This window comes from Ollibium composti (assembly GCF_004801285.1).
Taxonomy (GTDB): domain Bacteria; phylum Pseudomonadota; class Alphaproteobacteria; order Rhizobiales; family Rhizobiaceae; genus Mesorhizobium; species Mesorhizobium composti.
Window position 1 is genome coordinate 127,301 of record NZ_SSNY01000002.1, and the last position, 21,394, is coordinate 148,694.

Below are 21,394 nucleotides of genomic sequence, written 5' to 3' on the forward strand. Positions count from 1 at the left end.
TTACCGGCAATCCCTAGCAGGGAATGTATGTTCCATATTGACTGTAATATGGAATTGATATTTCATCAGAGCAAATGTGCCGAGCAATGATCGGCAGCACGAAGAAAAATCCAGGAAGCAGGGAGGTGCGGGTGAAAGAAGCTGCCGACAAGCCGCTTGATGTCATCGCCGTCGGCCGCGCCTCCGTCGATCTCTACGGCCAGCAGATCGGCTCGCGGCTGGAGGATATCGCCTCCTTCGCCAAGTCCGTCGGCGGCTGCCCGGCCAACATCGCCATCGGCACCGCCCGGCTCGGCCTGAAATCGGCGCTGCTGACGCGAGTCGGCGACGAACAGATGGGCCGCTTCATCCGCGAGCAGTTGGTGCGCGAGGGCGTCTCCGTCGCGGCGCTCAAGACCGATCCGGATCGCCTGACGGCGCTGGTTCTGTTGTCGGTGGAGGACGAAGGCGTCTCGCCCATGATCTTCGTGCGTACCGACTGCGCCGACATGGCGCTGGAACCGGACGACGTAGACGAGGCCTTCGTCGCCTCGGCGCGCGCCGTCGTCGTCACCGGCACGCATTTCTCGCGTGAAAATACCGCCGCCGCGCAGCGCAAGGCCATGCGCGTCATGAAGCAGAGCGGCGGCAAAGTCGTCTTCGACATCGACTATCGGCCGAACCTGTGGGGCCTTGCCGGCCACGCTGAGGGCTTCGGCCGCTACGTCAAGTCGGATCGCGTCTCGGCTGAAATGAAGGCGGTGCTGCCGAAGTGCGACCTGATCGTCGGCACCGAGGAGGAGGTGCTGATCGCCTCCGGCGAAAGCGACCTGTTGGCGGCGCTGAAGACGATCCGGACGCTCACGCCCGCCACCATCGTGCTCAAGCGCGGCGCCATGGGCTGCATTGTCTATGACGGGCCGATCCCGGACGATCTCGAAGCCGGCATAGTCGGCAAGGGGTTCCCGATCGAGGTCTACAATGTGCTCGGCGCAGGCGATGCCTTCATGTCCGGCTTCCTGCGCGGCTGGCTGGGCGGCGAAAGCCTGGAGACGGCGGCGACCTGGGCCAATGCCTGCGGGGCGTTTGCCGTATCGCGGCTTTTGTGTTCGCCAGAGTACCCGACCTTCGAGGAACTGACCTTCTTCCTCGATCACGGGAGCAGGCATCATGCGCTGCGCAAGGACGAGGCGATCGCCCACATCCATTGGGCGACGACGCGCCGGCGCGAAATTCCCTCGCTGATGGCCTTCGCCATCGATCATCGCGTCCAGTTGGAAGCGGTGGCCGAGAAGGCCGGCGCCGACTTTTCCCGCATCGACGCCTTCAAGGTGCTGGCGGTGAAGGCTGCGGCAAAGGTCGCCGAGGGCCGCGCAGGCTACGGCATGCTGATCGATGAACGATATGGCCGCGAAGCGCTGTTCGAATTTGCCCGCCATTCCTTTGCCTGGCTCGGCCGGCCGGTCGAACTGCCGGGCTCGCGACCGCTGCGCTTCGAATTTTCGCAGGACATCGGCTCGCAGCTTGTCGAATGGCCGGTGACGCACTGCATCAAGTGCCTGTGCTTCTACCATCCCGACGATCCGCCGGCGCTGAAGCAGGAGCAGCAGGAGAAACTGCGCGCTTTGTTCGACGCCGCCCGCAAGGTAGGACGCGAACTGCTCGTCGAGATTATCGCCTCGAAGAACGGAGCTGTCGACGGCCGCACCGTGCCGCGCGCGCTGGAAGAACTCTATGCGCTCGGCATCAAGCCGGACTGGTGGAAGCTGGAGCCGCAACGCTCGGCAGCTGCCTGGAAGGCCATCGAGGCGACGATCACCGGAAACGACCCGTGGTGCCGCGGCGTCGTGCTGCTCGGGCTGGAAGCGCCGCAGGACGAGCTGGAATTGGCCTTCGCCGCAACGGCGGACGTGCCGGTGGTCAAGGGTTTTGCGGTCGGCCGTACGCTTTTCATCGACGCAGCCGAGAAATGGTTCGCCGGCGCACTATCGGACGAGGAAGCGATTGGCGACATGGCCGCCCGCTTCGACGCGCTCACCCGTGCATGGCTTGCCGCGCGCGGCCGCAAGGCGGCATAACATAAATAATATGGCTCTCCGTCAAACAACCCCCACCCCTAACCCCTCCCCGCAGGGGGGAGGGGAAGCTGCCGCGCCCAAATCCCCCTCCCCCTTGCGGGGAGGGGTCAGGGGTGGGGGTATCGCCGCCGGCCCGATACCGGGAGGAATCTCGTGACCAAAACCATCCGCCTCACCATGGCGCAGGCGCTGACGCGCTTCCTTGCCCGGCAGATGACCGAGATCGATGGTGAGAAGCTGCCGATCTTTGGCGGCGTCTGGGCAATCTTCGGCCATGGCAACGTCGCCGGCATCGGCGAGGCGCTGTACGGCGAGCGCGAGGCTTTGCCCACCTTCCGCGCCCATAACGAGCAGGCGATGACGCATGCGGCCATCGCCTATGCCAAGGCGAATTTCCGCCGGCGCTTCATGGCCACCACGACCTCCATCGGGCCTGGCGCGCTCAATATGGTGACGGCGGCGGCCCTTGCCCATGTCAACCGGCTGCCGGTCCTGCTCCTGCCCGGCGATGTCTTCGCCAACCGCATTCCCGATCCGGTGTTGCAGCAGGCCGAGGACTTTTCCGACGGCACCGCCACCGTCAACGACTGCTTCCGTCCCGTTTCGCGCTATTTCGACCGCATCACCCGGCCCGAGCAGATCGTGCCGGCGCTCAACCGCGCCATGCAGGTGCTGACCGATCCGGCTGAATGCGGGCCGGTGACGCTGGCACTATGCCAGGACGTGCAGGCCGAGGCTTGTGACTATCCCGAAAGCTTCTTCGCCGAGCGCCTCTGGACGCCGCGCCGGCAGCGTCCGGATCGAGGCGAACTGGCCGCTGCTGCGGCGGCGCTGAGGGCGGCGAGGAAGCCGCTGATCGTCGCCGGCGGCGGCGTGCTTTACTCCGGCGCTTCCGATGCGCTGGCCGATTTCGTCGAAGCGACCGGCATTCCCGTCTGCGAGACGCAAGGCGGAAAATCCTCGCTGCCGGACGATCATCGCCTCAACATGGCTGCCGTCGGCGTCACCGGCACATCCGCCGCCAACCGTCTGGCCGAAGAGGCGGACGTGGTGCTGGCGGTGGGCACACGGTTGCAGGATTTCACCACCGGCTCATGGGCGCTGTTCAAGGGCGAGGGCAAGACGCTTGTCGGCCTCAACGTCCAGCCTTTCGATGCCGGTAAGCACCGCGCGCTGCCACTGGTCGCGGATGCGAAGGAAGGCTTGGCTGAACTGTTTACTGCTCTGAACGGCTGGAAGGCGCCTGCTGGCTGGACCGACAACGCCGTGAAAGGCAAGGCAGAATGGCAGGCCGAGGCCGGCAAGGTCACGGCATCGACCAACGTCGCCCTGCCGTCGGATGCGCAGGTGATCGGCGCCGTGCAGCGGGCGATGGGGTCCGGCGTCATCGCCCTGCACGCGGCCGGTGGCCTGCCGGGCGAGATGCACAAGCTCTGGCAGGCTGGCGCACCGGGCTCCTACCATGCCGAATACGGCTTCTCGACCATGGGCTACGAAATTGCCGGCGCGCTCGGCGTCAAGATGGCGCGGCCGGACAAGGAAGTCGTCGTCATGGTCGGCGACGGCTCCTACCTTATGCTCAATTCCGAGATCGCCACGTCCGTGATGCTCGGCCTGAAGCTCACCGTCGTGCTGCTCGACAATCGCGGCTTCGGCTGCATCAACCGGCTACAGATGGCGACCGGTGGCGCCAACTTCAACAACCTGTTGAAGGATGCGCGCCACGAGACATTGCCCGATATCGACTTCCCCGCCCATGCCTCCAGCCTCGGCGCGATCGCGCAGAAAGTGTCGTCCATCTCGGAATTGGAGACGGCGCTGGCGGCGGCGAAGACCAATGAACGCACCACCGTCCTCGTCATCGACACCGATCCGCTGGTATCGACCGAGGCCGGCGGCCATTGGTGGGATGTTGCCGTGCCGGAAGTGTCTTCGCGCCCGCAAGTCGTTGCCGCACGCAAAGAGTACGATGAAAAGCGCAAGGCGCAGCATGTCGGCGATTGAGCCGTCACTGGCCACAAGCAAAAACCGGAGATCACCGTGAAGGCAAAACTGGGCATGTCGCCCATCGCGTGGTGGAACGACGACCTTGTCGAACTCTCCGACGACGTGTCGCTGGAGGAGTGTCTGCGCCAGTCCCGCTCGGCCGGCTTCACCGGCATGGAGAAGGGCCGCCGCTTCCCGGACGATCCGGACGTCATGCTGCCGATCCTGAAGGCGGCGGACGTGACGCTGTGCGGCGGCTGGTTCTCCGGCACGCTGACGGTCGAGGACCTAGCCGCCAACAAGGACCGCATCGCGCCGATGATCGCCCTGTTCAAGGCGGTCGGCGCGCCCTGTATCGTCTATGGCGAGGTCGGCCGCTCGATCCAGGGCGACCGGACGAAGCCGCTGGCACAAAAGGCCGTGCTCTCCGACGCCGAGATGAAAGCCTATGCCCGCAAGGTGACGGACTTCGGCGAATGGTGCGCGGGCCAGGGCATGCCGCTGGCCTACCATCACCATATGGCCGCCGTCGTGCAGTTCGAGCACGAACTGGACGCCTTCATGAACCAGTCGGGCGAAGGCATTCCGCTGCTGCTCGATGCCGGCCATCTCGCGTTCGCCGGCGGCGATGTGCTGCGCGCCATCGACAGGCACCACAAACGCATCAGCCATGTCCATGTGAAGGATATCCGCCAGCCGGTGATCGATGCGCTGGACTGGAAAAAGCAATCCTTCCTCGATGCCGTGGCGCTCGGCGCCTTCACCGTGCCGGGCGACGGCTCGCTCGATTTCGGCGCCATCGTGCGGAAATTCGCCGACTATGGCTACGAGGGCTGGTTCGTGGTCGAGGCCGAGCAGGACCCGAAAAAGAATCCGCCGCTCAGGATGGCTGAGGTCGGCTACAAGGAACTGATGCGGGTGATGCTTGCTGCCGGCTATACGGTCGAGACTCAAGGTTTTCCGAAGGGTTGAGCGACGGCCGGGCGTGGCATAGGGATGGGATTTTCGGGAGCCGCACATGAAAGACGCCGATCATCCGTTTTTCCGGCCGCTGTGGCGGCGTGTCGCCCTGGTGGTCGTCTGCCTTTCGTGGGCGGGGCTGGAATTCTACAACGGCTCGCAGACCTGGGGCCTGATCGCGTTGGCCTTCGCCGCTTACGGCGCCTGGCAATATCTGTGGCTCTACAAGCCGCCCTGCGATCAGCCGTCCGACCCGTCGCTTCCGAAGGAATGATCGAGGACATCATGCCGAACCTGATCGTCAAGGCGAACCACGGCCACGGCCGCGTCGCCCACGTCACCCCGCAAAGCGCCGGCTGGACCTATGTCGGCTTCGACCTTCACCGGCTGCGTCCCGGCGAGACGGTGTCGGCGGAAACCGGCGCCAGCGAAGTCTGCCTCGTCTTCGTCACCGGCAAGGGCAGGGCCAGCGCCGGGCGCAAGGATTTTGGCTCGCTCGGCGAGCGCATGTCGGTCTTCGAAGGTAAGCCGTGGTCGCTCTATATCCCGCAAGATTCCGGCTGGTCGGTGACGGCCGAAACCGAACTGGAACTGGCGGTCTGCTCGGCGCCCGGCCTCGGCAGCGGCCTGCCCGCACGGGTGATTTCGCCCGACGATCTGGGCCAGGAAGTGCGCGGCAAGGGCACCAACACGCGCTATGTCACCAACATCCTGCCCGAGGGCGAGCCGGCGGATTCGCTGCTGGTCGTCGAGGTCATCACGCCGGGCGGCCACACCTCCAGCTATCCGCCGCACAAGCACGACCGCGACGCTCTGCCGGCCGAATCCTATCTGGAAGAGACCTACTATCACCGTCTCAACCCGCCGCAGGGTTTCGCCTTCCAGCGCGTCTACACGGATGAGGACGCCAATGGCGTGCGCGAGCTGGACGAGACGATGGCGATCGAGGACGGCGACGTCGTGCTGGTGCCGAAAGGCTACCATCCCTGCGCCGCCTGCCACGGCTACGACCTCTATTACCTCAATGTCATGGCCGGGCCGAAGCGGACGTGGAAGTTCCATAACGCGCCCGAGCACGAATGGCTGTTGAAAGCCTGAGGCATCAGCCGGCCGGCGACGTTTCTCCGGCCGCCTCGTCCGATCCCTGTTCGTCCGCCGGCTTCGGCTCCTTCAGCCGGAACCAGGCGATGTAGAGCGATGGCAGGAAGAGCAGCGTGATCGCCGTGCCGGCGAGGATGCCGCCCATCATGGCATAGGCCATCGGCCCCCAGAAGGATTCGCGCGCGATCGGGATCAGCGCCAGCGAGGCCGCCGCCGCCGTCAGCGCGATCGGCCGCATGCGGTGCTCGGAAGCATCCACGACCGCTTTCCAGCGGTCCATGCCGTCGCGCACTAGATCCTCGATCTGCATGACCAGGATCACCGAATTGCGGATCAGGATGCCGATCAGGGCGAGGATGCCGAGGATGGCGACGAAGCCCATCGCCGAATTGCTGAGTAGCAGGCCGATGACGACGCCGACCAGCCCGAGCGGTGCCACGGCGACGACGAGGAACAGCCGCTGGAAGCTCTGCAACTGGATCATCAGGATGGTTGCCATGATGAACAGCATCAGCGGCACCACGGCGGCGATCGGCCCCTGGCTCTTGCCGCTTTCCTCGACCGAGCCGGCGGTGGCGAGCGTATAGCCTTCCGGCAGCTTGGCGGCGAAGGCATCGACCGACGGCTTCAGTTCCTTCACCACCGTGTCGGGCAGCGCGTCGCCGACAAGGCCCGCGCGCACGGTGATCGTCGGCACGCGGCCACGCCGCCAGATCGCCGGTTGTTCCAGCGCGTAGTCGAAATTGGCCAGCGCCGCCAGCGGGATGGCCTCGCCGGTCGGTGTCGGAATCTGCATGTTCCTGAGCGTATCCAGCGAGGCGCGGTCTGCCTCGCGCGAGCGCACGACGACATTGATGAGATAAGTGGAGTCGCGCACTTGGGTGATGGCCGCGCCGCCGACGGTTGTGTTCAGCGCGCTGGCGATGTCCTGCGAGGTGATGCCGAGCTGGCGCGCCTTGTCCTGCAGAACATCGACCTTCAAAACGCGCTCCGGCTCGTTCCAGTCGAAGGTGGGGGCTGCGACCTTGGGATTGGCGGCGATTATGCCGGCGAACTGCCGGGCGAGGTCGCGCACCTTCTGAATATCGGAACCGCCGACGCGGTACTGGATCGGCCGCCCGACCGGCGGGCCGAGCTCGAGCGTCTTGACGAAGGTGTCGGTGCCGACGAACTCATCGCGCAGGATCTTCTCCAGCGCCGGCTTCACCCGCTCGCGCGCCTCGATGCTCTTGGTGACGATGACGACCTGGCCGAAATAGGGATTGGCCGGCTGCAAGTCGAGCGTCAGCACGAAGCGCACCGCGCCCTGGCCGATATAGGACGACCAGTGGTCGATGTCGTCATTGCCGGCCAGCGCTATCTTTTCGAAACGCTCGACCTGTTCGCGTGTCTCGGCGATGGAGCTGTTCTGCGGCAATGTAAAATCGACGATCAGTTCCGACCGGTCGGAGGGCGGGAAGAACTGCTGCTGCACCAGCGTCATCCCGCCGAGCGAGACGAGGAACAGCAGGATTGTGGCGACGATCGCCAGCCAGCGGTGCCGCACCGAAAAGAGCAGCACGCGCCGGAAGGCCCCGGTGAAGCGGCCGGGATTTTCGTGATGCGCCTTCATCGTCGCCGGCAGGAAGGTGATGCCGAGCAGTGGCGCGAACAGCACCGCGACGATCCACGACACCACGAGCGACACGGCGATGACGACGAACAGCGTATAGGTGTATTCGCCGGCATTGGAGGAGTTGAGGCCGATGGGAATGAAGCCGGCCACCGTCACCAGCGTACCGGTCAGCATCGGGAAGGCGGTGGAGGTGTAGACATAGGTCGCCGCCTTGCGCAGCGGGTCGCCGGCCTCCAGCCGGGCGACCATCATCTCCACCGCGATCATGGCGTCGTCGACCAGCAGGCCGAGCGCGATGATGAGCGCGCCGAGCGAAACGCGCTGCAGCGATATGCCGAGATATTCCATCGCGACGAAGGTGATGGCCAGAACCAGCGGGATCGACAACGACACGACGAAGCCTGCGCGCAGGCCGAGGCTGACGAAGGAGACGGCGAGGACGATGGCGACGGCCTCGAACAGCGCGCGGGTGAAGCCTGACACCGCCTCCTCGACGATCACTGGTTGGTCGGCCACCTTGTGCACGCCGACGCCGACCGGCAGTTCGGCAAGCACCGCGTCCATCTTGGCGTCCAGCGCCTTGCCGAAATCGAGCAGGTTGGCGTTCGGCTTCATGCCGATGGCGAGGCCTATGGCATCCTGCCCGTTGTAGCGGAACAGCCCGGCCGGAGGGTCGGTATAGCCGCGCCGTATCGTGGCGACGTCGCTCAGGCGGAAGAAGCGGTTGTCGATGCGCAAATTGATGGCGCGCAGGCTCTCTTCGGAAGTGAACTGGCCGGTCACCCGCACGGCGACGCGCTCCGGCCCCGCCTCGATGACGCCGGACGGCGCGATGGCGTTCTGCGCCTGCAGGCTCTGCACGATCGCCTGTTCGTTGATGCCGAGCGCGGCGATCTGGCGGGTGGAAAATTCGAGGTAGATCACCTCGTCCTGCGCGCCGATCAGGTCGACCTTGCCGGCGTTCGGCACGGTCAGCACCTCGCTGCGCACTTTCTCGACATAGTCGCGCAGCTGCCGTCCGGTCAGCCCGTCGGAGGTGAAGGCATAGATGTTGCCGTAGACGTCGCCGAAGCGGTCGTTGAAAAACGGCCCCTGCACGCCTTGCGGGAACTGATACCAGATGTCGTTGATCATGTTGCGCACCTGCAACCAGGTGGGCACGACATCCTTTGCCTTGGTGCTGTCCTTCAGGTTGACGAACACGATGGTGCGCCCGGCGGTGGTGAGCGAGCGGGTGAAGTCGAGGCTGTCCAGTTCCTCCAGCTTCTTCTCGATGCGGTCGGTGACCTGCCTGGCCTGCTCGTTCACCGAGGCGCCCGGCCAGTTGGCCTGGATGATCATCGTCTTGATGGTGAAGGAAGGGTCTTCCTCGCGGCCGAGGTTCAGGTAGGAGGCGACGCCGGCGACGACGAACACCAGCATGAAATACCAGACCAGCGAGCGGTGCGAGAGCGCCCAGTCGGAGAGGTTGAAGCCTTTCATGGCGTGGCCCCTTCGATCCTGACCTTCTGGCCTTCCTTGAGGCTGTGCACGCCGGCGGTGACCACGCGCGCGCCTGGCTCCAGCCCGCCGGCTACGGTGAAGGAACCGCTCGCCTTGCCGGAAACCTGAACGTCATGCGTGGCGACGGTCATGGCCTGCGGATCGACGACCCAGACCTTGGTCTTGCCGCCCGCTTCCAGCAGCGCCGACAGCGGCAGCTCGATGGCCGGCGTGGCGGCCGTGACGCGGGTGGCGGTGACGGTCGAGCCGAGCCGGAAGGATGCCGGCGGATCTATGAGGGTAAGCTTGACGCGGCGCGTGCGCGTCGCCCCTTCGGCCTGCGGCGCGATCTCGCGCAGCTTCGCCTCAGCCTTGATCGTCGGCAGCGATTGCAGTGTCACTTCGAACGGCGTGCCGGCGATAAGATCGTCGGTCAACTGGTCGGGAATGTCGACCACCGCTTCGCGTACGTCGGCGCGCGCCACGGTGACGATCATCTGGCCGGGCGAGACGGTCTGCCCCACCTCGGCGCCGACCGCCGTGACCACGCCGTCGAAGTCGGAGAACAGGCGCGCATAGCCGAGCTGTTCCTGCGACTTCGCGAGTGCGGCTCGCGCTCGCTCGACATTGGCCTGCGCTGCCTGCATGGCCTGCCTGGCCGCGTCGTAGACCGCCTGCGAGGTGTTTTTCGATTCCAGCAGCTGGCGCTGGCGTTCCTCGCTGGCGGAGGCGTTGGCGAACTGCGCCTCGGCGTTGGAAAGCTCCGCCTTGGCCGCCTGCACGCCGAGGTCGAGCGCGGTCGGGTCGAGCGCTGCCAGCGTCTCGCCCTTCGTCACCAGGTCGCCGACCTCGACGTCGCGCGCCACCACGCGGCCGAGCAGGCGGAAGGCGAGGTTGGCGCTGAATTCCGGCTCCACCGTGCCGACGAAGCCGAGCGTGCGGCTGGCCGTCGGCGTCACCACCATTGACAGCACCGGCCGCACGACTTCCGGCGGCGGCGTTTCCTTTTCCTGCGAGCAGGCGGCGAGCGGCGCAAGGACACAGAGCGTTAGCAGCAGCGCGCGCCGCGTCATGGCTTGGCCTCCGCCACCTCGACCACCTCCCCGGGACTGAGCAGCTGGCCGCCGGCGGTGACCACCTGCTGGCCCGCCTCCAGCCCCTTGTCGACGACGATGATGCCGGACTCGTAGGCAAGGATGCCGATCGGTGTCACCGTCACCGCCTTCGAGGCGGGATCGAGAAGCCAGACCGCCGGCTTGCCGTCCTGCGAGGTCAGCGCCTGCCACGGCAGGACGATGCCCTTTTGCGCCCTGGCCGAAACCGTGCCGACGACGGCAGCGCCCAATGGCAGCGCGGCCGGTGTCTCGGGGATCGCCACCTTGACGCGGATGGAGCCGGAAGCCGGATCGACGGCCGGCGAAATTTCACGCACCCTGCCCGTCGCCGTCACCTTCGGATCGGAAACCAGTGCGATCGTTACGGCCGGATCGGGCACGGTGCTGACCACCAGCGTTTCCTGCACGTTGAAGACGGCGTCGCGGTCGCCGTCCTCGGCGACGGTGAAGACGGTCTGCGCGGCCTGCACCACCTGGCCCGCCTCGACGGCGCGGGCGGTGACGACACCAGGGGCGCCGGCGCGCAACTCGGTGAAGGTCAGGTTCTCCTTGGCATTGGCGAGCGCGCTTTGGGCCGCGTCGACGCTGCCCTGCGCAACCTTCGCCGCCTGCTCGGCAGCGTCGTAGTCACGCCGCGTGGTAAAGCCCTGCGCCAGCAGCGCCTTCTGCCGCTCGAAGGCGGCCTTGGCCTGCGTCAGGCTGGCATTGGCGGCATCGAGGTCGGCTTGTGCGGAACGCAGGTCCGATTCCTGTTCCTGCGGGTCGAGCAGGGCCAGCACCGTGTCCTTGTCGACATGCTGGCCGACCTCGACCAGCCGTTCGGCGACACGGCCGCCGACGCGGAAGGCGAGATTGTTCAACGTACGTGCCGCGATGACACCGGTCAGAGAGGTCTTCGGCGCGTAGTCGGTCACTTCGGTCGTGGCGACCTGCACCACCACCGGCAGCTTGGCTTCGGCGGTTTCCTTCTTCTGGCAACCGGCGACGAGCAAGGCGGCCGCGCCGGCAAGCGCGAGGACGAGGGAACGGGGGACACGACGACGGAAGGGTGGCGATGACGTGGCAGACGATGGCACGCTTCCCCTCATGGCGGTCTCCGATCCGTCGCGCTTCGGCAAAGGATTGCCGCGGCGTTGCCGAAACAATACCCGTTCTCCATGCGATTGAAACCGGTCTTGTGGAGGAGACCGGAGTTGCGGGACCACCGGCAGGCCCAACGGACGGCGCACGGTGCCGGCTTGAGGAAACGGCGGAAAGAGGCCAGAAAGGCAGGGAAGCCGGCATATGTGTGCCATCGACCGTCCCGGAGAGAACCCATGAAGAATTCCGACCTGTCCCAGCGCAAGAACGCCTCGATCGCCCGCGGCGTCGGCATGACGACGCAGATCTATGCCGACAAGGCGGAGAATTCGGAGATCTGGGACGTCGAGGGCCGGCGCTACATCGATTTCGCCGGCGGCATCGCCGTGGTCAATACCGGCCACCGCCACCCCAAGGTAATCGAGGCAGTGAAGGCGCAGCTCGATCGCTTCACCCACACCTGCCACCAGGTCGTGCCGTACGAGAACTACGTGCATCTGGCCGAGCGGCTGAATGGCGTGCTGCCGGGTAATTTCGAGAAGAAGACCCTTTTCGTCACCACCGGCGCGGAAGCCGTGGAGAACGCCATCAAGATCGCCCGCCACGCCACCGGCCGGCAGGCCGTCATCGCCTTCGCCGGCGGCTTCCACGGCCGCACCTTCATGGGCATGGCCCTGACCGGCAAGACGGCGCCCTACAAGCTTGGCTTCGGCGCCATGCCGGGCGATGTCTTCCATGCGCCCTTCCCGGTGCCGCTGCATGGTGTGACGGTGGCCGATTCGCTGGCCGCGCTCGACCGCCTGTTCAAGGCCGACGTCGATCCGTCGCGCGTGGCGGCCATTATCCTCGAGCCGGTGCAGGGCGAGGGCGGCTTCTACGAGGCGCCGCGCGACTTCACCTCGGCGCTGCGCAAGATCTGCGACCAGCACGGCATCCTGCTCATCGCCGACGAGGTGCAGACCGGTTTCGCCCGCACCGGCAAGATGTTCGCCATGCAGCATCATGATGCTGTGCCCGACATCACCACCATGGCGAAAAGCCTTGCCGGCGGCTTCCCGCTCTCGGCCGTCACCGGCCGCGCCGAGCTGATGGATTCGCCCAACCCCGGCGGTCTCGGCGGCACCTATGCCGGCAATCCGCTGGGCATCGCCGCCGCCCACGCCGTTCTCGACGTGATCGAGGAGGAAAAGCTGGTGGACCGCGCCAACTTGCTCGGCTCCCGCCTCAAGCAGCGGCTGGAATCGCTGCGCGCCGACGTGCCCGAGATCGTCGACATCCGCGGCCCCGGCTTCATGAACGCCGTCGAGTTCAACGACGTGAAGAAAAACCTGCCGTCGGCGGAATTCGCTAATGCCGTGCGCCTCAAAGCACTGGACAAGGGCCTGATCCTGCTCACCTGCGGCGTCTACGGCAACGTCATCCGCTTCCTGTCGCCCATTACCATCCAGGACAATGTGATGACCGAGGCCCTGGACATTCTGGAAACGTCGATCCGCGAGGCGCGGGCCTGACCTTCCTTCTCCCCGCTTGCGGGGAGAAGGTGTCACGAAGTGACGGATGAGGGGCGGCGCGAACATTTCAGGACTTGGCGCCGCCCCTCACCTGCCTGCCGGCATCCTCTCCCCGTAAACGGGGCGAGGAGCGCCGGCGTCTCTACTCCGCCTTCTCCTGAAAAGTCGCCAGCGCCGCCTTCAAATCCCCACCGCTGGCAATAAGGTCCGGGGCCGGAGAAAAGCCGGCGCCCATCATCTTGCGGCCCATCATGTGATCGGCTGGGCGATTGACGGATTCGATGCCGAGCAGCCGGTCGCCGAGATAGTGGTAGACCGAGAACCTGTTCTCGGCCGGTTCGCCGACGACGATCTCGCGGTTGCCTCCGGCGGTCAGGCCGACCATCTGCAGCTTCATGTCGCCGATGTCCGACCAGAACCACGGCACAGCCGCGTAAGGTTCCTCGTGGCCGAGGATGGTGCGGGCTGCCAGCTTGGCCTGGTCGGTGGCGTTCTGCACCGATTCCAGCCGCACGTCCTGCCCGGTGAACCAGTGCCGGTAGTTGACCGCGTCGCCCACCGCCAGAACCTCCGGGACGGAAGACCGCATCTGCGCATCGACGCGCACGCCGTTGGCTGTCTGGATGCCGGCAGCCTCGGCAAGCTCCGTCGCCGGCACCACGCCGACGCCGACGATGACCATCTGCGCTGGCAGTCTCTCGCCGTCCGAGGTGACGGCGGCGGCGACATGGCCGCCGGCATCGCCCTCCAGCTTCGAGACGGTCGTGCCGGTGAGGATGCGCACGCCCAACGCCTCCAGCCGCTGGCGCACATGCGCCGCCACCGCCGGCGCCACCGCGCGGCCGAGCAGGCGGCCCATTGCCTCGATCACCGTCACCTTGCAGCCCGCCGCGGTCAGCGTCGCGGCGATCTCCAGCCCGATGAAGCCGCCGCCGAGCACCACGACTTCCCGCGCGGTTGCGATCAGGTCGCGGATCAGCCGTGCATCGCCGAGCGTGCGCAGCGACAGCACGCCGGCAAGTTCCGTGCCCGGCAGCGGCAGTGCGCGCGGCCGCGAGCCGGTGGCCAGCACCAGACGGTCGAAGGGCAGCGCTGCACCGCCGGCGAGCTCCAGCTTGCGGCCGGCGAGGTCGATGCGTTCCACCCGCGTGCCGGGGCGGTAGTCGATGGCGCTGCCGGTATAGAACGCCTCCCCGCGTAGCGGCTGCGGCTTGGCCTGCGGGTCCTTGATGAAGGTCTTCGACAGCGGTGGCTTGTGGTAGGGCAGAGCCTCGGGTTCGTCGCCGAGCAGGATGAGCGGGCCGTCATAGCCTTCCTCGCGCAGGCTGGCCGCAGCCTGCACCCCGCCATGTCCCGCGCCGACAATGACTACGCCGTTCTTCATCGCAACCCGTCCCCCATCGTTGGCGCTGCCGCACCGATGAAACTATGCCGAAGCACCACATGGCGATTGCCCGGCTGCGCCGCAAGACGCCTCGGGCGTCGCACCTGCGACGGTGCGCTGTCAATCGGGTTGTGGGTCCGGTCGTCGGTCCCGCTGCCGGGCGACAGGCTTCGGCAGCAGCGCATAAACCTGACCGTATTAGTTTAGAATAATTCTAAACTCTTGTTTCAATTGGATTTTCCTGCCGATTTAATTTGACTTTCCTTTTCTTCTCAACTTTATGGAGGGGCGCTTCTGGCGCATCCCTTTGATGTCTGGGCCTTGAACCCTTTCGATTGGAGGCTTCGGTGTTGTTCTTGCGCGCGAACCATGGCGTCGCGGCCGGTCAGCCGGCTGGGGATGCGAACTGCGTTGCGCTGTCGCCACCTTCCGCTTCCAGCCCTTTTGCCGATGCGCCGGCTTCGCCGCCGGGATCGCATCCATTTGCCATTTTCGAGGAGAGAGACGAACGATGATGAGGACGAAGGTTAATGCGCGATATGGCGGCAGGCTTGCCGCGGTGGGCGCCACGGCGTTGCTGACGGCCACCGCATTCGTGCTGCCTGCCCGCGCCGAAACCGATGCCAGGGCGGTGGTCAAGACCTACGCCGACATCGCGCTCGCCAAATACGAGGATTCGCTGGCGACGGCCAAGGCGCTGGATACCGCCGTCGACGCTTTCCTCGCCAAGCCGTCGGCCGAGACGCAACAGGCTGCCAAGGACGCCTGGAAGGCGGCGCGCATCCCCTACCAGCAGACCGAGGTCTACCGCTTCGGCAACCCGGTCGTCGACGACTGGGAAGGCAAGGTGAACGCCTGGCCGCTGGACGAGGGCCTGATCGATTACGTCGATGCCAGCTACGGCACCGAATCCGACGAGAACGCGCTCTACACGGCCAACGTCATCGCCAACAAGGAGATCGAGATCGACGGCAAGAAGGTCGACGCTTCCGAGATCACGCCGGAATTCCTGTCCGGCACCTTACAGGAGGCCGGCGGCATCGAGGCCAACGTGGCGACCGGCTATCATGCCATCGAGTTCCTGCTGTGGGGCCAGGACCTGCATGGCACCGGGCCGGGCGCCGGCGAACGGCCTTACACCGACTACGACCTTGCCAACTGCACGCACGACAACTGCGACCGTCGTGCCCAGTACCTGAAGTCCGCCACCGACCTGCTGGTCTCCGATCTGGAGGAGATGGTCGGTGACTGGAAGGACGGCGGCGCGGCGCGCAAACATCTGGAAGAGATCGACGCCAATGCCGGCATTTCCACCATCCTGACCGGCATGGGCTCGCTCTCTTACGGTGAACTGGCGGGCGAGCGCATGAAACTCGGCCTCCTGCTGCACGACCCGGAGGAGGAGCACGACTGCTTCTCCGACAACACCCACATATCGCATCTGGAAGACGCCGTCGGCATCCGCTCGGCCTATCTCGCCAGCTACAAGCGCGTCGACGGCACCGAGGTTTCCGGCCCGTCCGTCTCCGACATGGTCAAGGCGGCCGACGCCGCGCTTGACACCGAACTGAGGGGCAAGCTGGAGACGACCGTCGCCGCGATGGAAGCGATCAAGGCGCGCGCCGACTCCGGCGAGGCCTATGACCAGCAGATCGCCGAGGGCAACACGGAAGGCAACGCCACCGTGCAGGCCGCCATCGACGCGCTGGTCGACCAGACCAAGTCGATCGAGCGAGCCGTTTCGGTGCTGAAGCTCGACGCCATCGCCTTCGAGGGTTCCGACAGCCTGGACGCGCCCGACAAGGTCTTCCAGTAACCATCAACGACAGCGAGCGGCGTGCAGGACGCGCCGCCAGCCATCCGGATCAGGGACATGCTCGTCTGCCATTGCAACATCATCACCGAGAAGGAGATCGAGCAGACGATCGTTCGGCTGCTCGACGAGGATCCCTGGCAACTCATCGTTCCGGCCAAGGTCTACCACGCGATGCATAAGCGCGGCCGCTGTTGCGGCTGTTTCCCAAATGTGGTGGAAACGATCATTCGGGTCACCGAGGACTACCACGCCCGTGTTCACACGGGCGGAGCCGACATCGTTTCACACCTCGACCGCGTGAGGGAGTTGCGCGGCCAATACGGGAGCAGAACCCATGAAAGGCGACAAGCAGGTCATCGAGCGGCTTAACGAGGCGCTTTTTCTCGAACTCGGCGCCGTCAACCAGTACTGGGTGCATTTCAGGCTGCTGGAGGACTGGGGCTACACAAAGCTGGCAAAGAAGGAGCGGGCCGAATCCATCGAGGAAATGCACCACGCCGACAGACTGGTGGCGCGCATCATCTTCCTCGAAGGCCATCCGAACCTGCAGTCGGTGGCGCCGTTGCGCATCGGCCAGAACGTCAAGGAAGTGCTGGAATCGGACCTCGAAGGCGAATACGACGCACGCACCGCCTACAAGCGCTCACGCGAGATCTGCAACGAACTGGGCGACTATGTGTCGATGAAATTGTTCGAGGAGCTGCTGGCGGACGAAGAAGGCCATATCGACTTCCTCGAGACCCAGCTCGACCTGCTCGCCTCCATCGGCGAGGAGAAATACGGCCTGCTCAACGCCGAATCCGCCGACAACGCCGAGATCAACCAGGACTGAGGACATGGGTAAATGCGGCGCGCCTTAGAACTGCTGCGCGCGCCGCGCCATCTCCCGTTCGGCTGCCTCATCGCCGGCCTCCTGCTGACGGCATGGCCGGCGACGATATTTGCCGACGCATGGGCCGATCTTTCCGCCACCCGCACAGACCTGACGCCTGAAGACCTTGCCCGCGTTGAGTCTGTCACTGCGCCGACCAAGGACTTCTCCAAGCCCGAAGACTACGAAACGATGCAGGGCGGTGCCGGCACGTCGAGGAAGCGCGTCAATGCAGACGCCTTCTCTCAAGCTTCGGCCAACATCACTTTCGCGCAGCAGGCCACCTTCAAGCTGGGCAACGCACTCTTTCGCAAGAACTGGGTGTCGTCGCCGTCCTCGACGCAGGCGTCCGACGGGCTGGGGCCGCTGTTCAACGAGCGCGCCTGTCAGAACTGCCATCTCAAGGACGGCCGCGGCCGGCCGCCGCTCGGCGCCGATGGCACCACCTCCATGTTCCTGCGGCTGGCGCGGGCGGCGAGCAACGCCGAGGAGCAGGCGACGATCGCTCGGCACGAGGCGCTGAATTTCCCCGATCCCGTCTACGGCACGCAATTGCAGGAACTGGCCGTGCCCGGTCTCGCCGGTGAAGGCCGCATGAGCGTGACCTATACGGAGGAGCCGGTGACGTTGGGCGACGGCGGGACAGTCTCGTTGCGCCGCCCCGCCTATTCTGTGAACGATCTTGCCTATGGCCCGCTCGATTCGGCCACCACACTGTCGCCGCGCCTGACGCCGCCGATGATCGGCCTCGGCCTCGTCGAGCAGATCCATCCCGCTGACATTCTCGCCCATGCCGATCCGGGTGACCGCGACGGCGACGGCATTTCCGGCCGGCCGAACATCGTGCCGGCCGAGACGACCGGCAAGCCGGCGCTCGGTCGCTTCGGCTGGAAGGCTGAGGCCGCCTCGATCCGCCAGCAGTCGGCCGACGCGCTGGCGACCGACATCGGCATTTCCTCGCCGGAAGCGCCGCGCCATTGGGGCGACTGCACCGAGGCAGAGCCGGCCTGCCTTGCCATGGCGGATGGCGTGCAACCCCGCCTCGGCGACACTGAGGCGCCGGTGCCGGTGATGGACCTGATCACCTTCTATGCGCAGAACCTCGCCGTGCCGGCGCGCCGCGACGTCGGCGGCAAGGACGTTCTCGCCGGCAAGCGGGCTTTCTACGAAATGGGCTGCGCCGCCTGCCACACGCCGAAATTCGTTACCCGCCGCGATACGCCGGACAAGGCGCAGGCCTTCCAACTCATCTGGCCGTATTCGGATTTCCTGTTGCACGACATGGGTGAAGGCCTGGCCGACGGGCAGCCGGTGGGCGATGCCACCGGCAACGAATGGCGCACGCCGCCGCTCTGGGGCATAGGCCTGACCGGGCGGGTCGGCGGCGGCCATGCCTTCTTCCTGCACGACGGGCGCGCCCGCAATCTCACCGAGGCTATCCTGTGGCACGGCGGCGAGGGCACCAAGGCCCGCGACCGCTTCGCCGCCGCCGATGCCGCCACGCGCGCCGCGCTGATCAGGTTTCTGGAGTCGCTGTGATGATTGTAGATGTGATGGAAGAGCGGGACGTTTCCTGTCCAGGTGGCAAAGTCCCCCCTCTCCGTCTCGGCTTCGCCGAGCCACCTCTCCGCCCGTTTCGGGTGGAGAGGATGCGCCGGCCGCAAGGCTTGGCACCCATCCTCTCCCCTACGAAGTGGGGGAGAGGTGGCTCGGCGAAGCCGAGACGGAGAGGGGGACTTGTCGTTGCCTTGACCGTTTTCCTCTCTTTCGCTGCTACCCAGCCAGCCCCAGCCGCTCCGGTGAAAACCGCCGACGTCATCGGCCGCGCCGTCGACGGTTTCGTGCGGCCCGCCTACGCCGCCTTGCACGAGAAGGCCTCCGCCGAGGCAAAAGCCGTCAAGGCGCTGTGCGCATCGCCCTCGCAGGCCAGTCTCGACGCCGCCCGTACCGATTTCTCCGCCCTCGTCGATGCCTGGTCGGCGATCGAGATCGTCCAGTTCGGGCCGATCCGCGAGGACAACCGGCTGGAGCGCATGCTGTTCTGGCCGGACCGCAAGTCGATCGGGCTGAAGCAGGTGCAGGCCGCTCTTGCCGCCAAGGACCCGACGGCCGCCGATCCCGCCGCCATCGCAGGCAAGAGCGTCGCCATGCAGGGGCTGGGCGCGCTGGAATACATTCTCCACGGCACCGGCGCCGATGCGCTGGCGAGCACTGATGGCGCCTATCGCTGCGCCTTCGGTGCGGCGGTAGCCGGCAACATCGAGACCATTGCCGCCGAAGTTGCAGCGGCCTGGAACAAGCCGGACGGCTTTGCCGCCATCTGGCGGAACCCGGGACCGGACAACTCGGTCTACCGCGACGGGCCGGAGGCGGTGACGGACCTGCTCGGCGTCCTCATCGACGGGCTGGAGCTTGTCCGCGACGTGCGGGTGAAAGGCTTCCTCGGTGCGAATGCCGATGCCGACAGGCCGAAGCAGGCGATCTTCTGGCGCTCGGGCAAGACTGCCGATTCGCTGGCAGCCAACCTCGACGGCATGGACCGGCTGTTCACCGTCTCGCGCATCGGCGAGGCACTGTCCGACGACGCGCGCTGGATGGCCGAGTCGACGCATATCCAGCTCGCCAATGGCGTCGCCGACGCCCGTGCTGCCTCCGGTCCCATCGACGCCGTGCTGGCCGATCCCGAAAAGCGGGCGAAGCTGGAACATTTTCGCCTCGTCACCAGCAGCCTCTCCAGCCTCGTCGGCACGCGCATGACGGCGGAATTCGGCCTGACAGCAGGGTTCTCCTCGCTGGACGGGGATTGAGCGAGAGACAATGGCCGACCGTTCGCGTGATCGACCCCCACCCCTAGCTCCTCCCCTCAAGGGGGAGGGGGACTTGGCTGGCGGCAGCTTCCCCTTGAGGGGTGGGGGTACTGCGACTTCAAAGCGGGCCGACTTCCGGTCAAGGCACAGGAGGTTCACCCCATGCGCACCCCGCTGATCGACCGCCGTGACTTCCTGCGCGCCGCCGGCGCCGGCTTCGCGGCGGCCATGGCGCCATCCGCATGGGCGGCGACGCTTGCCGCCGATGCCGTCTTCGCCACCGCCTTCGTGCGCCGCGACGGCAGCTATGGCGCCGGCATCCTGTCGGAGGAAGGCAAGCTGCTCTACGCCGTGGACCTGCCCGACCGCGGCCACGGCATGACCCTCGACCCGGCCTCGCGCCGCGCCATCGTCTTCCCGCGCAAGCCGGGCACGCTGGCCGTGGCCTTCGACCATGGCGGCAAGGACGAACCGGTCACCATCGCCGCACCCGCCGGACGGCATTTCTACGGCCATGGCGTCTTTTCGCCGGACGGCGCGCTGCTCTACGCCACCGAGAACGATTTCGACGCGGCGGCGGGCATGGTCGGCGTCTACGATGCCGGCGACCGCTTCCGCCGCGTCGGCGAGTTCGCCACCCATGGCGTCGGCCCGCACGAAATGGTGCTGCTCGGCGACGGCCGCACGCTTGCCGTGGCCAATGGCGGCATCGAGACGCATCCCGACTTCGGCAAGGCCAAGCTCAATCTAGCCACCATGAAGCCGTCCTACGTGCTGATCGACCGGCTGACCGGCGACCTCCTCGAAAAGCACGAACTGCCGGCCGACCTGCACAAGCTGTCGATCCGCCACATGGACATCGACGCGCAAGGCGCCGTCTGGTTCTCCTGCCAGTACGAGGGCGCGACGCTGGATCGGCCGCCGCTGGTCGGCAAGGCCGAGCGCGGCAGGGAACTGCAACTGCTCGACATGCCGGAAAAGGTGCTGAACGGCTTGCGCAACTATATCGGCGCCATGGCGGCCAACCGCGAGGCCGGCACGATGGCGGTGTCCTCGCCGGCCGGCAACAGCTACGTCGTCTTCGACACCGCAAGCGGCGGCATCGTCTCGGCCATCAGCCTGACCGAAGTGTGCGGTATCGCGCCGGACCGCGCCGGCTTCATCGCCTCCAGCGGCGCCGGCGCCATCGTCGCGCCGCACCGGCCGGCCGTGTCGGAGCCGGACTATGTGTGGGACAACCACATGCTGCGGATAACAGCCTGACCCTTTCCCGCTTGAGGGGGTCCGAAGGACGCCGGGCGTAGCCCGGTCGGGAGGGGTAACCTCAACCGCTCCGACGCACAGAAGCCTCGCTCTACGGCCAGCGACCCCTCTCCCTGGGTGAGCTTCTTCGTTGCCACGCCCGGATTTTCGTCCGTCTGGCCATTGTCAAAGAGCGGACCTTGCGAAAAAGGTCGGGAAGCGGGCGCGGGGGCCGTGCCTGCTAAGTTAAGGTATGGCGCGGCATCCCGCGCCCGCCGGTGTCTTGCCTCCCCGAGGGTCGCTGCCGCCTTTCTGGGGCGGCCCGCTGGCTCGGTCGAGGCCCGGACTTGGGGGCTCATCACCCAGC

Annotated in this window: 16 protein-coding genes; 12 read left to right on the forward strand and 4 right to left on the reverse strand. The window is 66.2% G+C overall.

The features are described 5' to 3' along the window. Positions 1–86: 86 nt before the first annotated feature. The 5 genes from E6C48_RS03980 (at position 87) to iolB (ending at position 6,101) form a co-directional block, all read left to right on the forward strand. On the forward strand, positions 87–2,057 hold the full coding sequence (locus E6C48_RS03980) for a bifunctional 5-dehydro-2-deoxygluconokinase/5-dehydro-2-deoxyphosphogluconate aldolase (RefSeq protein ID WP_136354273.1): 1,971 nt from the start codon (positions 87–89) through the stop codon (positions 2,055–2,057). Positions 2,058–2,210: 153 nt separating this feature from the next. After that, a complete protein-coding gene (gene iolD, locus E6C48_RS03985) occupies positions 2,211–4,061 on the forward strand; it encodes a 3D-(3,5/4)-trihydroxycyclohexane-1,2-dione acylhydrolase (decyclizing) (RefSeq protein WP_136354275.1) in 1,851 nt (616 codons plus the stop codon). 36 nt (positions 4,062–4,097) lie between these two features. Further along, positions 4,098–5,015 (forward strand): myo-inosose-2 dehydratase, encoded by a 918-nt coding sequence (gene iolE, locus E6C48_RS03990; RefSeq protein ID WP_136354277.1) that lies wholly within the window; start codon positions 4,098–4,100, stop codon positions 5,013–5,015. A 46-nt stretch (positions 5,016–5,061) separates the two neighbouring features. Further along, on the forward strand, positions 5,062–5,277 hold the full coding sequence (locus E6C48_RS03995) for a DUF3329 domain-containing protein (RefSeq protein ID WP_136354279.1): 216 nt from the start codon (positions 5,062–5,064) through the stop codon (positions 5,275–5,277). Between the two features lie 11 nt (positions 5,278–5,288). Continuing rightward, positions 5,289–6,101 (forward strand): 5-deoxy-glucuronate isomerase, encoded by an 813-nt coding sequence (gene iolB / locus E6C48_RS04000; RefSeq protein WP_136354982.1) that lies wholly within the window; start codon positions 5,289–5,291, stop codon positions 6,099–6,101. A 4-nt stretch (positions 6,102–6,105) separates the two neighbouring features. Here the strand turns inward: iolB and E6C48_RS04005 are convergent, their stop codons facing one another. From E6C48_RS04005 to E6C48_RS04015, 3 genes are read right to left on the reverse strand one after another with little or no spacing between them, the layout of a single operon-like run. Beyond that, positions 6,106–9,201, reverse strand: a complete 3,096-nt coding sequence (locus E6C48_RS04005; RefSeq protein ID WP_136354281.1) for an efflux RND transporter permease subunit — start codon at positions 9,199–9,201, stop codon at positions 6,106–6,108. Then, complete coding sequence (locus tag E6C48_RS04010) at positions 9,198–10,274, reverse strand: efflux RND transporter periplasmic adaptor subunit (RefSeq protein WP_136354283.1); 1,077 nt, start codon at positions 10,272–10,274, stop codon at positions 9,198–9,200. The genes E6C48_RS04005 and E6C48_RS04010 overlap by 4 nt, the downstream gene beginning before the upstream one ends. Next, positions 10,271–11,404 carry an efflux RND transporter periplasmic adaptor subunit gene (locus tag E6C48_RS04015; protein WP_136354286.1) on the reverse strand — a complete coding sequence of 378 codons (1,134 nt, stop codon included), beginning with the start codon at positions 11,402–11,404 and terminating at the stop codon, positions 10,271–10,273. The genes E6C48_RS04010 and E6C48_RS04015 overlap by 4 nt, the downstream gene beginning before the upstream one ends. A gap of 228 nt (positions 11,405–11,632) precedes the next feature. Between E6C48_RS04015 and E6C48_RS04020 the strand changes: the two genes are divergently transcribed. Beyond that, positions 11,633–12,907, forward strand: a complete 1,275-nt coding sequence (locus E6C48_RS04020; protein WP_136354288.1) for a 4-aminobutyrate--2-oxoglutarate transaminase — start codon at positions 11,633–11,635, stop codon at positions 12,905–12,907. Between the two features lie 142 nt (positions 12,908–13,049). On the opposite strand, the gene E6C48_RS04025 is transcribed toward E6C48_RS04020, so the two are convergent. Beyond that, positions 13,050–14,291, reverse strand: coding sequence for an NAD(P)/FAD-dependent oxidoreductase (locus E6C48_RS04025; RefSeq protein ID WP_136354290.1), 1,242 nt, complete (start codon positions 14,289–14,291; stop codon positions 13,050–13,052). A 514-nt stretch (positions 14,292–14,805) separates the two neighbouring features. On the opposite strand from E6C48_RS04025, the gene E6C48_RS04030 reads away from it, so the two are divergent. The 6 genes from E6C48_RS04030 (at position 14,806) to E6C48_RS04055 (ending at position 21,048) form a co-directional block, all read left to right on the forward strand. After that, positions 14,806–16,107 carry an imelysin family protein gene (locus E6C48_RS04030; RefSeq protein WP_136354984.1) on the forward strand — a complete coding sequence of 434 codons (1,302 nt, stop codon included), beginning with the start codon at positions 14,806–14,808 and terminating at the stop codon, positions 16,105–16,107. Between the two features lie 57 nt (positions 16,108–16,164). Beyond that, entirely contained in the window at positions 16,165–16,476 is a 312-nt protein-coding gene (locus E6C48_RS04035) for a (2Fe-2S)-binding protein (RefSeq protein ID WP_136354292.1), read from the forward strand. Further along, on the forward strand, positions 16,442–16,939 hold the full coding sequence (bfr, locus tag E6C48_RS04040) for a bacterioferritin (RefSeq protein ID WP_136354294.1): 498 nt from the start codon (positions 16,442–16,444) through the stop codon (positions 16,937–16,939). The genes E6C48_RS04035 and bfr overlap by 35 nt, the downstream gene beginning before the upstream one ends. Positions 16,940–16,951: 12 nt before the next feature. Then, on the forward strand, positions 16,952–18,517 hold the full coding sequence (locus tag E6C48_RS04045) for a di-heme oxidoreductase family protein (protein ID WP_136354296.1): 1,566 nt from the start codon (positions 16,952–16,954) through the stop codon (positions 18,515–18,517). A gap of 209 nt (positions 18,518–18,726) precedes the next feature. Then, positions 18,727–19,785, forward strand: a complete 1,059-nt coding sequence (locus E6C48_RS04050) for an imelysin family protein (RefSeq protein ID WP_407940943.1) — start codon at positions 18,727–18,729, stop codon at positions 19,783–19,785. Between the two features lie 162 nt (positions 19,786–19,947). Then, entirely contained in the window at positions 19,948–21,048 is a 1,101-nt protein-coding gene (locus tag E6C48_RS04055) for a DUF1513 domain-containing protein (RefSeq protein ID WP_136354300.1), read from the forward strand. The last annotated feature ends 346 nt before the right edge of the window (positions 21,049–21,394 follow it).

What these genes read in the sequence shown, in the direction of transcription:
- E6C48_RS04055 (WP_136354300.1), top strand. Translation starts at nt 19,948, where the DNA reads ATGCGCACCCCGCTGATCGACCGCCGTGACTTCCTGCGCGCCGCCGGC.
- E6C48_RS04030 (WP_136354984.1), top strand. Translation starts at nt 14,806, where the DNA reads ATGAGGACGAAGGTTAATGCGCGATATGGCGGCAGGCTTGCCGCGGTG.
- E6C48_RS04015 (WP_136354286.1), bottom strand. Translation starts at nt 11,404, where the DNA reads ATGAGGGGAAGCGTGCCATCGTCTGCCACGTCATCGCCACCCTTCCGT.
- E6C48_RS04045 (WP_136354296.1), top strand. Translation starts at nt 16,952, where the DNA reads ATGCGGCGCGCCTTAGAACTGCTGCGCGCGCCGCGCCATCTCCCGTTC.
- E6C48_RS04010 (WP_136354283.1), bottom strand. Translation starts at nt 10,274, where the DNA reads ATGACGCGGCGCGCGCTGCTGCTAACGCTCTGTGTCCTTGCGCCGCTC.
- E6C48_RS03995 (WP_136354279.1), top strand. Translation starts at nt 5,062, where the DNA reads ATGAAAGACGCCGATCATCCGTTTTTCCGGCCGCTGTGGCGGCGTGTC.
- E6C48_RS04035 (WP_136354292.1), top strand. Translation starts at nt 16,165, where the DNA reads ATGCTCGTCTGCCATTGCAACATCATCACCGAGAAGGAGATCGAGCAG.
- E6C48_RS03980 (WP_136354273.1), top strand. Translation starts at nt 87, where the DNA reads ATGATCGGCAGCACGAAGAAAAATCCAGGAAGCAGGGAGGTGCGGGTG.
- E6C48_RS04025 (WP_136354290.1), bottom strand. Translation starts at nt 14,291, where the DNA reads ATGAAGAACGGCGTAGTCATTGTCGGCGCGGGACATGGCGGGGTGCAG.
- E6C48_RS04005 (WP_136354281.1), bottom strand. Translation starts at nt 9,201, where the DNA reads ATGAAAGGCTTCAACCTCTCCGACTGGGCGCTCTCGCACCGCTCGCTG.
- iolB (WP_136354982.1), top strand. Translation starts at nt 5,289, where the DNA reads ATGCCGAACCTGATCGTCAAGGCGAACCACGGCCACGGCCGCGTCGCC.
- bfr (WP_136354294.1), top strand. Translation starts at nt 16,442, where the DNA reads ATGAAAGGCGACAAGCAGGTCATCGAGCGGCTTAACGAGGCGCTTTTT.
- E6C48_RS04020 (WP_136354288.1), top strand. Translation starts at nt 11,633, where the DNA reads ATGAAGAATTCCGACCTGTCCCAGCGCAAGAACGCCTCGATCGCCCGC.